Annotated in this window: 15 protein-coding genes; 7 read left to right on the top strand and 8 right to left on the bottom strand. The window is 32.1% G+C overall.

Annotated elements, in window-relative coordinates:
- Positions 1 to 14 precede the first annotated feature (14 nt).
- The 4 genes from LPC11_RS12080 to LPC11_RS12095 all read right to left on the bottom strand — a co-directional run bounded on the left by LPC11_RS12080 (position 15) and on the right by LPC11_RS12095 (position 3,861).
- Positions 15 to 1,355, bottom strand: coding sequence for a nucleoside recognition domain-containing protein (locus LPC11_RS12080; RefSeq protein WP_023374506.1), 1,341 nt, complete (start codon positions 1,353 to 1,355; stop codon positions 15 to 17).
- A complete protein-coding gene (locus LPC11_RS12085; protein WP_231307289.1) occupies positions 1,349 to 2,458 on the bottom strand; it encodes an NAD(P)/FAD-dependent oxidoreductase in 1,110 nt (369 codons plus the stop codon). The genes LPC11_RS12080 and LPC11_RS12085 overlap by 7 nt, the downstream gene beginning before the upstream one ends.
- A gap of 203 nt (positions 2,459 to 2,661) precedes the next feature.
- Positions 2,662 to 3,183: a MepB family protein gene (locus LPC11_RS12090; protein WP_023374504.1), complete on the bottom strand. Its 522-nt coding sequence runs from the start codon at positions 3,181 to 3,183 to the stop codon at positions 2,662 to 2,664.
- Positions 3,184 to 3,333: 150 nt separating this feature from the next.
- Positions 3,334 to 3,861, bottom strand: a complete 528-nt coding sequence (locus LPC11_RS12095) for a DUF3267 domain-containing protein (protein WP_023374503.1) — start codon at positions 3,859 to 3,861, stop codon at positions 3,334 to 3,336.
- Positions 3,862 to 3,990: 129 nt separating this feature from the next.
- Here LPC11_RS12095 and LPC11_RS12100 point away from each other — a divergent pair, with 129 nt between their 5' ends.
- The 5 genes from LPC11_RS12100 to LPC11_RS12120 all read left to right on the top strand — a co-directional run bounded on the left by LPC11_RS12100 (position 3,991) and on the right by LPC11_RS12120 (position 9,993).
- On the top strand, positions 3,991 to 4,194 hold the full coding sequence (locus LPC11_RS12100; protein ID WP_023374502.1) for a helix-turn-helix transcriptional regulator: 204 nt from the start codon (positions 3,991 to 3,993) through the stop codon (positions 4,192 to 4,194).
- Positions 4,191 to 4,901, top strand: a complete 711-nt coding sequence (locus LPC11_RS12105; RefSeq protein ID WP_231307290.1) for a DUF3169 family protein — start codon at positions 4,191 to 4,193, stop codon at positions 4,899 to 4,901. Before LPC11_RS12100 ends, LPC11_RS12105 begins: the two co-directional genes overlap by 4 nt.
- 45 nt (positions 4,902 to 4,946) lie before the next feature.
- Complete coding sequence (locus LPC11_RS12110; protein ID WP_023374500.1) at positions 4,947 to 5,786, top strand: ABC transporter ATP-binding protein; 840 nt, start codon at positions 4,947 to 4,949, stop codon at positions 5,784 to 5,786.
- A complete protein-coding gene (locus LPC11_RS12115; protein WP_023374499.1) occupies positions 5,786 to 6,421 on the top strand; it encodes an ABC-2 transporter permease in 636 nt (211 codons plus the stop codon). Before LPC11_RS12110 ends, LPC11_RS12115 begins: the two co-directional genes overlap by 1 nt.
- 314 nt (positions 6,422 to 6,735) lie before the next feature.
- The gene (locus LPC11_RS12120) at positions 6,736 to 9,993 is read left to right on the top strand and encodes a YSIRK-type signal peptide-containing protein (RefSeq protein WP_023374498.1); all 3,258 of its coding nucleotides are present in this window, start codon (positions 6,736 to 6,738) and stop codon (positions 9,991 to 9,993) included.
- Positions 9,994 to 10,114: 121 nt separating this feature from the next.
- On the opposite strand, the gene LPC11_RS12125 is transcribed toward LPC11_RS12120, so the two are convergent.
- The 4 genes from LPC11_RS12125 to LPC11_RS12140 all read right to left on the bottom strand — a co-directional run bounded on the left by LPC11_RS12125 (position 10,115) and on the right by LPC11_RS12140 (position 12,527).
- Entirely contained in the window at positions 10,115 to 10,657 is a 543-nt protein-coding gene (locus LPC11_RS12125) for a GNAT family N-acetyltransferase (protein WP_023374497.1), read from the bottom strand.
- 230 nt (positions 10,658 to 10,887) lie between these two features.
- Positions 10,888 to 11,466, bottom strand: a complete 579-nt coding sequence (gene lepB / locus LPC11_RS12130) for a signal peptidase I (protein ID WP_023374496.1) — start codon at positions 11,464 to 11,466, stop codon at positions 10,888 to 10,890.
- Positions 11,467 to 11,493: 27 nt separating this feature from the next.
- Positions 11,494 to 12,132 (bottom strand): hypothetical protein, encoded by a 639-nt coding sequence (locus tag LPC11_RS12135; protein ID WP_231307291.1) that lies wholly within the window; start codon positions 12,130 to 12,132, stop codon positions 11,494 to 11,496.
- Between the two features lie 14 nt (positions 12,133 to 12,146).
- Complete coding sequence (locus LPC11_RS12140; RefSeq protein ID WP_023374494.1) at positions 12,147 to 12,527, bottom strand: LptM family lipoprotein; 381 nt, start codon at positions 12,525 to 12,527, stop codon at positions 12,147 to 12,149.
- A 269-nt stretch (positions 12,528 to 12,796) separates the two neighbouring features.
- On the opposite strand from LPC11_RS12140, the gene LPC11_RS12145 reads away from it, so the two are divergent.
- Together LPC11_RS12145 and LPC11_RS12150 are read left to right on the top strand one after the other, a co-directional pair.
- Positions 12,797 to 13,555 (top strand): ABC transporter ATP-binding protein, encoded by a 759-nt coding sequence (locus tag LPC11_RS12145; RefSeq protein WP_023374493.1) that lies wholly within the window; start codon positions 12,797 to 12,799, stop codon positions 13,553 to 13,555.
- Positions 13,545 to 15,425, top strand: coding sequence for an FtsX-like permease family protein (locus LPC11_RS12150; RefSeq protein WP_023374492.1), 1,881 nt, complete (start codon positions 13,545 to 13,547; stop codon positions 15,423 to 15,425). The genes LPC11_RS12145 and LPC11_RS12150 overlap by 11 nt, the downstream gene beginning before the upstream one ends.
- Positions 15,426 to 15,448: the final 23 nt, after the last annotated feature.

Consider the following 15,448-nt stretch of genomic DNA (forward strand, 5'->3'; position numbering starts at 1 on the left):
CCTAGCCACTCCTTTTAATTCATAACTGTTATAAGCTTAGCAATCGTTGCAATAGTGATAACCACACTTAGTGATGTCACCATTTGTTTTGCTATTATTTTAAATCCTTCATTCAATCCAAGTTGTTTAAATACCATGGTCATCGTGACAGAGCATGCTGTAAATGTGGAACTCAAAAATACTAATAACAATAGTTGTATGATAGATAATTGTTGAATGTAAGCACCTTGATGCATATTAAATAGCAACATGCCATCTTTTCTAATCATGGAAAATAAGATACCTGGAGATAATTCGTTGGGAATACCTAAATACATCAATATTGGCATGAACACATGTGAAATGAGCGATAGAACGGGTGTTAAAGAAATAATACTAACAATAAAACAGATTGTGATAAAAATAGGCATAGCTTGAATGACAAACATGCAAATATTATCCCAAATTTGTTGAATCAATTGTCGCACTGAAGGTAAGTGAATGGTGGACCTTTTAACAGTTTGAATTGCAAATGGGTGATGATTTGTCCTCATCCATAATCGATTAAGTATGATGCCGCCCACCAATACTAATATTAAATAAGGTATAAAAAGCCAGGAATGCCCTGCTACGCTAAATATAGATAGTGTCGCTCCTATTTGGTAACTGCATGAACTTCCAAAACTAATCAAACTCATGCACTGTGTTTTGGTACAAGCATGACATTGATGACCTGCTTGTGTAATAGCTGCAGCATTACATCCGAATCCTTCTAATAAAGGAATGATATCTTCTCCATTTAATCCAATGCGTATCATCGTCGGTTCAATTGCCCAAGTAATCCAATCCTTTAAATGGCTTTGTTCAACGATTGCCGAAGACAAACTAATTAGTACTACTACAGGTAATGCCCATACAAATGAATATGTCCCTAGCGATAACACACCATAATCTCCGAAAAAAATGTGCTGCATGATACCATTTTGGAAATAAGTGAATGAGGCTAAAAAAGTAATCCAATGTTCAACATAATGACCTTGTAGCCAATCTGAAAAGTGATATGCCATGCCAATAGGCAATGCGAACATGAGTAATATAATCACCCAGCCAAGTACCATTTGTAAGATATTAGGTGTTTGATTTTTGCGCTCTTTCTGAAATTGCTCAAGTTGTTGAATAACATAGTGACTATGTTGAGAAGTAGACACTACACTTTCCATTAAAGATATATCCAATTTATTCCTAATAATCGTTGATTTCAATAATGCCTTTTCTGCAGATGTCAGTCTTGATATATGCTGAAGTGTTAAAAGATGTGTGTCTTCTGGAATTGCATCATAATAACCCCGTTTCAAATCATATTTCACTTCTAACATGAACATGCCACATCGCAACAAGTATAGTCATCTAAGTACATTTGATTCTTTTGATATGATTCTATCATTTGATGATTCACCGGTAAGCCTTCCCTCTGTGCAAGTTCATGTGCTAATACAGCAAATCGTGCTCTGAATTTATAGATATAACATAACTTGGCATGATCATTTTCAACTGTAGCACCTATTAAGAAAATATTAGGATAGCGTGTCGACTCATCTTGAAGCGTTAATTTCACATCTTGCTTTGTCGTTTCGAATAGTTGCTGAACGATAGGGTTTTGCGTTACATCAAATCCGGTAGCGAGAATAGGTTCATTCACAGTTTGTACTTCATGACCATTTTCAAAATAAATAATGTACCTACCATCTTTAAAGTTAATTTCTGAAACACTATAATGCTCATTCATTTCTATCAACGCACCTTGTTGAATTGCTTGGCTTAGGCGTTGGTGTGTATAAGGTGACAATCTTACACTAGGATCAGCGTCCTCATCATTTAGACCGGTCGTACGTGTATACAACGAAATCGTCGACTGATTTTTAGCTAATTGAATCGCAGCATCAAAACCACTTTCATTACCACCAATCACAACATAGTCTCCTTTATCGAATGCGTTGAAGTCGGTCACCTCACTATAATGAATGCCATACTTAAATGGTTTGTTAAGAAATTGAAAATCACCAGTCGCTACAAATATATAATCTGCTGTGTAATCACCTTGAGTTGTCTTGATGAAATATAGACCTTCTTCCATAGAGACATGCGTTACAGCAGTGTTAGTTTGAATACTGATACCATAGTGATAAGCCACAACTTCTAAATATTTCGCATACGTTTCCCCAGATACATGTTCCTGATTAAATGTGAACGCGGGTGACGTCTCTTTAGAAATAGCATTCATATCTGGCATACCAAATCCATTAGATGTAAACGATGGCGTAATTGTACGAGTTGACTTAGGCCATTGTTTAAATGATGAACCTATCACTTCTTTTTCTAATATTAAACAATCATCTATACCAAAATCTTTCAATGTGATAGCCATACCGATGCCCGCAGCACCCGCGCCAATAATGACTACCTTTCGATGTTTTTGCATCACTAAACACTTCCTTGAGATATTTGTCTTTTGGTTCCAAATCGAAATAATTACGATTTATAAATTATAGTCCTATCTTATTAAAATTTCAATACGTATCTCACGTCTTTTGTTAATAATGACATAAATAACCCAATACTAAATCCACTAATAAAGTAAATTTAATATTGGGCGTTATTATTTTTAGACGTCTTTTCAGTTATTTAATTCAAATGAATCAGCGTATTAATTTGAGATAATTGATTCTCCCTGTCACTATGACTTAAATTGATAAAATACATTTGTTGCCATTGTTGTGTTTTTATTGCAGTTACATTTAAATCCACTTCCCAATCTGGATAAACACGAAATGCCATTTTCCCTTTGTGATGATTATCAGTTAAAATGCCATGATTGAATAGCGTTTCTTTATCAAAAATAAATATACCTTTACGTGCTTGATCGTTTATATAAATCATTAAATAATCACTCATTTTGTCAAAATGTAATGGGATATTTTGGTGATTAGCATCTTTTTCCCATAAAGTGACAAAGTAACCCTTTTTCTTTGGGGTCTTTTTAGCCAAGCGACTCTTGAAACGATATTCAAATAATTTAAATTCCAACGCTTCATATTCATGGTTCCACGGTTCTCGTTCAACTGTATCCAAAATGGCGGTTTGATATATTCGTTCTAATTCATTTAATACCACTATAGATTGAAGTGACTTAAGATTTTTCACCATGTGATTGGCCCTCATTCTGTTTATTCATTTCATTACTTTTATAAATTAAATACCCTGCATTTATAACCATATACATGAAAAATGATATTGATTAGATTAAAAATCATAAATCCTTTATTTTCCATTTTTAAAACCCCTTTGTTCTATTAATCATTCATAAATAATAATGCCCTTGTCAGTAGTTTCAATTTCTGAGTTTTTTGGAGTTTGAATCATTTTAAGAACCCAATAAAAGTCTCCAACACAACTACCAGCATGTAACGTTGCAAAAATAAGAAAGAAAAATTTTGGTAATACACCTAAATAAAGCGTAATAATTAATATCATTGTTATAATTATAAATGGTGCGATAGCACTAATTAGAAAAGTCATAGGTGTAAATTGTCCACCAGGTATAGCACAATAAATCATACCACTAGAGTATCCAAAATGTACTTTGTGTCTAGGTGAAAATATTTTGAAAAAAATACCGTGAATACATTCATGTATTGTAAAAATTAAGAAATATAAAATAAGAAAAAGTACAATATTTCCTATAAATGAATGGTATATATATGCAGTATTAGTACTTCTTTCCATAATCCAAAAAATAATACCAAACCCAGTAAACAATAAAATCATGTATCGAGAGAACTGTTTCATTAATTTAGGATTATCTAAAATATCAATGCGTTGCATGAAACCACCTCTTTTGAATATATTTATATTCTGTTGATATATGCAATATACAATACATACGTCATTTTGACAAATATACTTGTCAAAATGACGTTTATCATATACATTAACATTAAGGAGTTGATCAACTTGAGAAATCGACTTAAAGAGTTACGAGCAAGAGATGGATATAATCAAACTCAATTAGCTAAGAAAGCTGGTATATCAAGACAAACTGTCTCTTTGATAGAACGTAATGACTTCACACCTTCTATACTTACAGCTGTGAAAATCGCTCGTATATTTAATGAACCCGTAGAAAGTATCTTTATCATCGAGGAGGAAGATTTATGAAAGTAGGACGCTATCTATTACTTATGATTATAGGTGGTATTGCTGGTTTATTAATACCAACACTTCATAACCTTGGTATATTTGATAAAACTCATTTTACCAGTCAGAATTTTATTATCATATCTTGTATTATTGCGACATTAATTAACATTATATTAACGATATTTCTGTATATTGAATTAAAACATTCCGTTGACTTAAAAATTAAAATAGATGGACCAAATAGCAATGTAGATGAAGATATTTTTGAAGAAAAGTCTAGTCTAAAGTTTATAAATGCTAGTTTTATATACTACTTGCAAATTTTAATTAGTTTACTATTTTTATTCACACTTGTAATTGGTAATGTTAGCGATATCTATACACTTTATTCTATAGTTCCATATATGATTACAATGATACCCTCAATAATGATAGGACTATACGCACGTAAAATAGATAATCGCTATCCTAAATTAGGCGAAGCTAATTACACTGAGAAAACACTATCACTAATGGATGAAGGTGAACGATATATAACGCTAACATCAATGTTTAAGACTTACCATATCAATTTAGTATTAATTATAATTTTTGCAGTATTTTTATCTATCCACTCAATCAATACTGGCATAAACCAAACATTGGGTGTGTTATTTCTTATCATTTTATTTATCTATAATGCTTTTGGTTATCTATCAAAAGTTCGTAAATTTTATAAATCTTAAATCCATAATTTTATACCTATCATATATAGAAAGAGAGGATGTAAAATGACTTCACTTTTAAATGTTCAATCACTTAATAAATCTTATAAAGACTCAAATTTTCATCTACACGATATTAACTTTTCAATTTATTCTAATGAGGTAGTGGGCTTAATCGGAAAAAATGGGTCTGGAAAATCTACACTGATTAACACCTTAGTAGGTAACCGTCATTTAAACTCTGGAGAAGTAACATTCTTCAATAAAGCTAGTTCAAATGAAGAAGAATACAAAGAACATATTGGCGTAGTCTTTGATGATTTACGTGTACCTAATAAATTATCTTTAAAAGAAATTGATAAAATATTTTCAAATATCTATCAATCTTGGGATAGTAAGACATTTCATTCAATCATAAATTATTTTGAATTACCTTTTACTAATGCAATTAAAACATTTTCAAGAGGTATGAGAATGAAAACTGCATTATCTATTGCATTAGCTCATGACACTCGATTATTAATTCTGGATGAAGCTACAGCAGGTATGGATGCATCAGGACGTGAAGAAGTGATAGAGTTACTTGAAGATTTTACAGCTAAAGGGAATGCTATTTTACTAGCCTCACATATATCTGATGATATGGAAAAGCTTGCTTCAAAGCTTATATTTATGAAAGATGGCAGAATTATACTAGAAGAAAACAAAGATAATTTACTTAATAATTATGGCATTGTTGAAGCTCCTCAAGTTGATTTTAATGTTCCAAAAGAGATGATTGTAGCTTCACGTGTTCGTCAAAATAAAATCATTGCTCTAATCAATAATTATCATCAAGTTAAAGACGCTCACCCCTTAACAAATATAGACGATGCAACAAAAATTATTATGCGAGGTGAACAGTAATGAAGGGATTTTTATTAAGTATATTTTATACTTCAAAAAAGACACTTATTAGCTATTTTATAGTATCTATTGTAGTAACTGTCATTTTTTCATTTCTTAATCCTTTAATGACTTGTTTTATGCCAATGGTATTTTTGCTTTCTCCAATCACTGACAATATTAAACACGAAAAAGATTCTAAATGGATGTACTATGTTTCTGTTTTCCCAAAAGGAAGAAATATATATGTTAATAGCTACTATGTTGCTTTCTTATCTTTAATACTTACCGGATTATTGGTAGGCCTTATATTTACAGCAATTTTCACACAAAATATAAGTATGATGTTATTATCTGCCTGTATAGGCATAGGCGCAGTAGGAACCTATTCCATTGTTTTTCCACTAACATTTAAATTTGGATCTGAAAATTCTAATGTCATTTTAACAACATCATCAATTATATTAATTTTAAGCTTTTTTGTTGTATTGTATGGCCTTTTAATGCCAAACATGACGGATTCTGACTCATTCGCAACTGCCATTGCAACTTTTCATAACGTGATAGTTGGCGTTGGTTATGCGCTATTTGGATTAATTATTCTGGCTATAACCTACTTTCTTTCTATGAAAACATTTAAAAAACAAGATTTATAATTCATATTATTTCCCCGGTGATTAATTTAAAATTGCCGGGATTTTTATTTTCATAATATCGTCTATCATTTGATAATCAAGGTGATTTATCCCTCTTATTATTAATACTTTTTAGATTGTTTATACCTGTAGATTCATTAGTCAAATAATTTTATATTTAATGAAATAACTTTTAATTGTTAAAACTTAAATATTTTTGAAAACGCAGAATAATTTTAAGGAAAGTAATTATTTTTTTATTAAGTATGGTGTATAATGGAATTGTACATGTAAAATAACTATTATATAAGAATAATAAAATTTGGGGGCTTCAAATGAAAAATCATTTATTTAAGGTAAATCAACGTCAGCGTTATGCTATTCGAAAATTCTCTGTAGGAATTGGGTCAACACTTATTGGTGTCACTCTATTTTTAGGTATGCAAAATCACGCGCATGCTGCTGAAAATTCGGAATCAAAAACACAACAAAATACTGAAGAAAACAATGCATCTTCTACACCTAATCAACAAGCAACATCGCCCGATGCTAAATTAAACACAAACAACACTTCAACGGCATTGAAACACGACCAAAATCAAAGCCAGACTAAACCTGCTCAAACTAATGATTCACATATCACATCTGATGTGCAAAACCAACAAACAAGTCAGATGACTAAATCAACACAACAGTTGAATTCAACTCAAGATCAAAATCAAAACAACCAAACAATTAATAAAAAGCAAACACAAAATGAAGCTAAATTTAACGCCACAGATGCACTTTCAAAACAAACTTCACAACAATCCAACAATCATGTAGAACCATCACAAGCTCAAACTTCTATACCTCAATCAAAAACATTCAATACTCAATCAACACAATCGCAAACACAACGACATATCGTTCAACGTCAATTTGTTAAACCTGTTTCTAGAGCTTATGTAGCAAATAATGGCATTGTAAATGTTGATGATGACTCATTTACATTTACTGATTTAAAAAATGCTTTTAATGATGCCAATGTGAGCCAAATTAATTTTAATTCTGATCATCAATTTGAGTTTACTGAAGGTTTAAAATTGAATCGCGGACTCATCATTAATGTCGCAAACGGTAAAAAAGTAGATTTTAATGCTGCACCTGGACAAGCACAGAAACTTATCGGTATTGATGCATCTCTTGGTAATGGTCAAGCGCTAACAATTAACAACGATGGTCAGTTAAATTTCAATAACTTCAACAAAGGCATAGCTGTTCATGGCGGAGATTCAACTACTCAATTTAACATTAACGGTGGCGAAACAAACTTTAATAACTTTAATCAGTCTGGTATTGATGCTAGTAAGAAATTTGCTGGTGAGATTTCAATCCAAGATGCTCATATTAATACCAATTCCACAAGAGATTCTACGGGATCAACTTTACTTTTAGGAGATAGTTTTGATTCAAAATTAAATGTAAATCATTCAACTCTAAATTTGATTAACAATGGCGATAGCCCGACAAGTAATGCGATTGAATCTAATGCTGGTATAGTGAATTTTAATGATAGTAACATTCACTCTTCTTCTAGAGCACATTACAATTTCAATATTTTTAATCCAGATCATCGACGTGGGGATCAACAAGTTAATTTCTCAAATACTGACTTAAAAGTGAATACACCTACCGATGCTAATCCATACAAATCTATTTGGATATTCAAAGTGCCAGTAGATGCAGTAGGTATTAACTCTGAATTTACACATTTTAATGTAACGAATAATAGTACCATTTCACAAAATATAAATGGATTCACAGGTGATGAAAAAGGTATCGAATTAGAACATTCAACGTTAACTGTTGAAAACGGTACACTTGATTTACGTAGCGTTGGATTTGATAAAGGATCATCATTAAATAGCAGTCTAGCATGGCCTTCATTAATCGATATCAAAGATGATTCCAAAGTCACAATTGATAAATTTCATGATTTACCAAGTAATTCAAATGTTTCTACTGATTTCCCTAAAATGATAATTAGCGGTGGATCTGTTAGCCTACCTTTAGATGAAAAAGGTAATGCTAAAGTTCCTACTGGGACTCAAATTGTTAATGAAAATGGCGAAGTTTTAACTCATTTCGCAATTGATAAATCGAATTTAGACAAAAATGTAAACAATAAATATGATTTAACCATTACGAGTGACCCTAATGATCCAATCAATCACCCTGAATATAACTATGGATTAAATGAAAATAAATTACATGATCAAACGGCACATGTATGGGCACCTGCCGTGACAGTTGATTTCTTTAAAGATAAAAATGATGCACAAAATAATCAAAATAGTATAACTGAAGACCACGTCATTACACCTAGAGGGAATACAATTGGTTTAGTAGGTAAATCAGCTCCAACTACATTGGATGGTAATCCGGTCAAATGGTTCTATTCAGATAATGATCAACCATATAACGATGGTGATAAAATTTTAAAAGATACAAAATTATATCCAATCATTCAAATGATGCCATTAAACGAGGCTCCAATCATTACAACATCTCCACAAGTCATTCATGAAGGTGATCATAATTTTGAAGTGATAAAAGTAGTTACAAGTGCTACTGATAAAGAAGACGGAGATTTAACTAACAAGGTTGAAATTATTGATAATGGTGGTTTTAATGCTGATGTACCAGGTCAATATACGATCACAGTTAAAGTAACAGATAGCGAAGGCGCTTCATATATTACTACTGAAACAGTAACCGTGATTCCAGTCGATAGTGACTCAGACTCTGACAGCGATTCAGACAGTGACTCTGATTCTGACAGCGATTCAGACTCTGATAGCGACTCGGACTCTGACAGTGACTCTGATTCTGATAGTGATTCAGACTCTGATAGTGATTCAGACTCTGATAGTGATTCTGATTCCGACAGTGATTCTGATTCCGACAGTGACTCGGATTCTGATAGTGACTCAGACTCTGATAGTGACTCAGACTCTGACAGCGATTCAGACTCTGATAGCGACTCTGATTCCGACAGTGATTCAGATTCTGATAGTGATTCTGATTCCGACAGTGACTCTGATTCCGACAGTGACTCTGATTCCGACAGTGACTCAGACTCTGACAGTGATTCCGATTCGGACAGCGATTCTGATTCTGACAGTGACTCAGACTCTGACAGTGATTCCGATTCTGACAGCGATTCTGATTCTGACAGTGACTCAGACTCTGACAGCGATTCTGATTCCGACAGTGACTCAGATTCCGACAGTGACTCCGACTCTGACAGCGATTCTGATTCCGACAGTGACTCAGATTCCGACAGTGACTCCGACTCTGACAGTGATTCCGATTCTGACAGCGATTCTGATTCTGACAGCGATTCCGATTCGGACTCTGATAGCGACTCCGAAACTCATAAGGATGTAGAACATCATTCTGCATTACATGCCGATTCACATCATCACACAGATAAACTACCTGAAACTGGTCAACAAAATGAAGCTTCAAATACGACTTTGTTGGGAAGTATCTTGGCAGGTATTGCAAGTTTACTCTTATTAGGTAGAAGACGAAAAAATCAAAAATAGTCATCGCGTACTAATTAAATAAAAATAAGACTAGGTAATTATTTATGGCTTATGCATATATATTCACAAACTAACACTGAATATATATTGTATAACCAATAATTATCTAGTCTTTTTCTATTTATAATTGCCATTCTGATTTTAATAAACTATAAACAAAACTATCTTTAAATTGACCTTGTACTTTTTCTTCGCTTCTCAGTCGACCTTCTCTTGTAAAACCTAATCGTTCTGGTATCGCTTGGCTTTTTTTATTTTCAACTGATGCTCTAATTTCCACACGATTTAACTTTAATTCATTGAACGCATAATCAATCAATGCTTTAGTACACTGTGTCATGATTCCTTTTTTCTGATGATTTTCACCTAAATAATACCCAATTGATGTTTTCTTGTTTACATTGTCAATATAGTGTAATCCAATCACACCAACCAATTGGTCTTCTATCCATATGCCGCAATGAAAACCATTACCGGAGGCAAATTGGCGTAACGCTGCTTGAATAAATTTTCGACTATCTTCAACTTGGTTAGTATAAGCTACAAATGGTAACCATTCTGCTAAATATGACCTCGATTGATCAACAAGATTAAATAACTTATCCGCTTCTCTCTCTTCTAATATCTTTAAAGTTACGTCTTCATTTACTTTAAATCCAAACATGCTTTACACCCCATTTACATTATTGTCACACAATTCTGTTAATTATCAACATAATAACACACGTTGTGGATAACTTACAATCAATCCCCAACCCTTGATATACATCGTTTTATCAAATTGTTAATTCAAAATTATCCACAATATCTAAACTTATCCACGAAAAAAGTCCCTATCATTGACTCACCTTTTTTACAAAGTTTTAATCAACGATAGAGACCCTTTATTGATACTTAATTGGGAAATGTCCCTGGATTAAATCCACTTTCCCATTTATCGAAAGGCCAATACCTAAACATCACTTTACCGACAATTTGCTTTTTATCGATCAGACCAACATCTTTATATCGGCTATCATTACTATTTTGTCTATTATCACCTAAAACTAGATATTTATCTTCAGGTATTTTAGCCTTCCCATTCGCACCATTAAGTGTTTTGGAATTAAAATCTTCTGTTAAATACTTACCATTTTTATACTTTTTATTTTCACTCAAATAGGGTTCTTTAACTTTTTTATCATTAATATACAATTGATCTTTCTTATATTTAACCGTATCTCCTGGTTTACCAATCAATCGTTTAATATAATCGCTTTTAGAATTAGCATGAAAAATAATGACATCACCGGAATCAATATGATTCAATGTCTTAGATATTTTACTAACTATCACTTTATCTTTATCTTCAAAAGTAGGATGCATCGATTCTCCTGAAACAGTATAAGAGGTACCGATAAATACTTTGAGAATAATAGCGATAATAATACCTATTGCTAATGCAACAATCCACTCGATCATTTCTTTTCCCATAGAAACTCCTTAACTATAATTGATTATTTATTGAACAACACCATTTTTAATTTTGACGTGTTGCCCTTTTTGAATTTTGTCGTATTGCTTTTTGGGTACAACTACTACACGTTTACCTTGTTTCGTATCAACGGTTACTGTATATAATTTTTCATGGTCTTTCATTTGATGTTTCAACATGTTCATTTGATATTGAACATTATTTTTCTTTTCCTGACTGGCTTGAGATGCCGAAGAAAAGAGATACAAATATAACCAATTATTATAAAATGACGTCGACATAAATTGAGTTTGATATGCTGCACTTGAACTATAAGGACGTCTTGGACTTACCAATGATTTGGTACTCGAATTATTTTTATATTGTTTGCTTTGCGCTGACTTAGATTGGCTTGATTTAGCTGCTTGTTGAGATGCTCTTTGACTTGATTGTTGAGCTGCTCGTGACGCATTAGCTGCACTTGAACGGCTCATAGATGAACTTGATGATGTGGATGAAACACCTCTTGATGAAGCTGATGACGAACTTGACGATGAGCTACTAGAGCTACTAGAGCTAGAACCACCTGAAGTACTTGCCGCATCTAATTGAGTAGACAAAGCAACTGTCATGATCGTTACAAACGTAATGGTTATTAAACTAAATTTACATAATAAGCGCTTCATAAACTCACCTCTACTTATTTAGATACTTCATCTTTAGACACTGCTTTGCCTTCTGTTTCATCATCGCCGTACATCATATATGGTGGACGATAAACATGTATTTTTTTACCATCTTTAATAATATATGGTTTCTTATTGCCGTCACTTAAGATATGTTCGTAAACATGATCTAAAGTTGTTTTTTCTAAATGGGATTTCCCTTTACTATCTTTATATTTAATTTCAACATTTGGCGTATCTTCATCACCATCATTTAATACTTCGTAGTATTCATATTCATATTTATCAGATTTTTTACTTTCTTTGGAAGGCTCTTTTTGTTCACCATTACCTCCACACGCAGCTAAAGTTAAACATAATAAACATGTGCTCACTAATAACAAAATCTTTTTCATGAACAGATACTCCTTTCAAATTATAAATATGTAAAACCAATTAATTATATGATTACATAACTTAATTAATTATTTCAATTACATTTACAAAAATTAAACGATTAATTCTAATTTTTTATACGTATTTTTAAATATCACAAATTATTCCCTCACAACCTCCTCAACCTTTCAAAGCTGTAAGTTTAGGGCGATGATTTGTAAGATTAGATAAAGGCTAGAATGACAGATCACTTCTAAAATAAAGGTATAAGCAAATAAGGAGTGATAACATGTCAATCTTACAGGTCAATCAATTATCAAAAATTTATGGCAAGAAGAAGCAATATCAAGCACTTAAAGATATTAATTTTTCAGTTGAAAAGGGTGAATTTGTTGCCATTATGGGACCATCAGGATCCGGTAAAACAACTCTTCTAAATGTCTTAAGTTCAATTGATACTATTTCGAGTGGTTCTGTGATTGTTGACGGTCACAATATAACTCAATTAAAAAATAAACAACTTGCACAATTTCGCAAGACGTCATTAGGCTTTATCTTTCAAGATTATAGTGTTCTACCAACGTTAACAGTTAAGGAAAATGTTATGTTGCCCTTATCTGTTCAACAACATAGTAAGAAGGAAATGGAGCAACATTATAAAGAGGTTACTGATGCATTAGGTATTTATGATTTAAGCCAAAAATATCCAAATGAAATATCTGGTGGTCAACAACAACGTACTGCAGCTGCACGTGCATTCGTACATCAACCTAAAATCATTTTCGCCGATGAACCTACTGGTGCGCTAGACTCTAAAAGTGCACAAGATTTATTAAATCGTCTTGAAGAAATGAATCGAAAATTTCAATCCACTATCATAATGGTCACACATGATCCAGTCGCAGCTAGCTTTGCAAAGCGTGTCATTATGTTAAAAGATGGCAATATTCATTCTGAAATTAACCAAGGAGAAGATAGTAAACAAGCCTTTTATGAAAATATTATTCAACTTCAATCTTCTTTAGGTGGTGTGACTCATGTCATTTAACCAAATCACACTTAAAAATTTACGAATGAATATCAAACATTATGGTATTTATTTATTTTCATTGCTTTTAAGTATCATCTTGTATTTTAGCTTTACCACTTTGCAATTCACACACAGTATTAATAATAACAACGCTTTGGCAATTATTAAAAAAGGCGCCTCTGTGGGATCAGTATTTCTATTTATCATTATCGTGATTTTCTTGATGTACGCGAATCATTTATTTATTAAAAGGCGCACACAAGAGTTTGCCTTATTTCAACTTATAGGCTTAACACGTAATAATATTTTAAGAATGCTATGTATTGAACAACTAACAATATTTCTAATCACTGGTGTACTAGGTGTGATGATAGGCATATTTGGTTCTCAACTTTTATTGTATATCGCATCAAAATTAATGCATTTAACAATCAAATTGACTATTGGTTTCGAACCTATGGCTTTATCTTTAACATTATTTCTATTAATCATTGCTTTTACACTTATCTTATTCCAAAGCTATATATTCTTAAAAAAGCGTAGTATTTTAGCTTTAATGAAAGACCGCCGTCAGACTGAGGCCACTAAAGTTAAAATTACCTTTTTAGAAGTAATTAGCGGATTATTAGGTATTGCGATGATTGTTTTAGGTTATTACATGGCTACAGAAATGTTCGGTACTTTTAAACAATTAACATTATCTATGACATCACCGTTTATTATATTATTTCTAACTGTCGTAGGCGCTTATTTATTTTTCCGAAGTACTGTATCACTGATTTTTAAATCAATTAAACACTTTAAACATGGCCATGTCACTATTACAGATGTCGTATTCACCGCTTCAATTATGCATAGAATGAAGAAAAATGCGATGTCTCTAACTATTATTGCAGTTATTTCTGCTGTTACCGTTTCTGTACTTTGTTTCGCTACAATTACACAAGAAAATAGTAACAATACTTTTAAATCTATAGCACCTCAAGATTTTAACTTATCAACTGAAAAACAAGCTCAATTATTTAAAAAACAATTGGAGAAAAATCATATCAACTATCATACCAAAACGTATGAATCTATATCTCCTAAATCAGTAAAAGATAAGGTTTTGACATTAAAAAATGATAGTAAAAGTATGGCAATACACAACGTACTTGTACCAAACGACAATCTGAAGGGTACTGACGCAATTATTACAAATACGAAAAATACACCTGGTATTATGGAGATTCATATTAATCAAACGGTAACTGTAAAAGGTAAGCAACAACAAACTTTTAAAGTGACTAAAGAGGATAAAAATAAAATACTGCCACTTGATCTCACATCTAATATGCCAGCCATTGAAGTCAGTCGTGACGAATTTAATAAATTAAAGACAGCTGATATCACACACAATATATACGGTATTAGTCTTGACAATCATCAAGATATGAAACAAGCCACACACATTGCAAGATCAATTGATCCTAATATTCAATCACAAAATGAAATTAAAAAGGACTTAGATGCGACAAATGGTATTTTAGTATTTGTTACATCATTCCTCGGTTTATCATTTTTAATTGCTGCGGGTTGTATTATTTATATTAAACAGATAGATGAAACTGAAGATGAAATTGATAATTTCCGTATATTAAATCGCATAGGCTTTACTCATCGTGACATGTTAAAAGGGCTAACTTTAAAAATCATTTTCAACTTTGGCCTACCACTCATTATCGCATTATTGCATGCTTTATTTGCTGCAATTGCTTTTATGAAATTAATGGGAAATGTGTCATACACTACCATCATTATCGTGATGATTGTGTACACGATTGTCTACTTTGCATTCGCACTAATAGGATTCTTACATTCTAGTCGAGTTATTAAAAAAGCAATTTAGTCATTATTTAAATAAAAAACATA

The sequence above is a fragment of the Staphylococcus sp. HL28 genome (assembly GCF_021117155.1).
Classification (GTDB): domain Bacteria; phylum Bacillota; class Bacilli; order Staphylococcales; family Staphylococcaceae; genus Staphylococcus; species Staphylococcus warneri.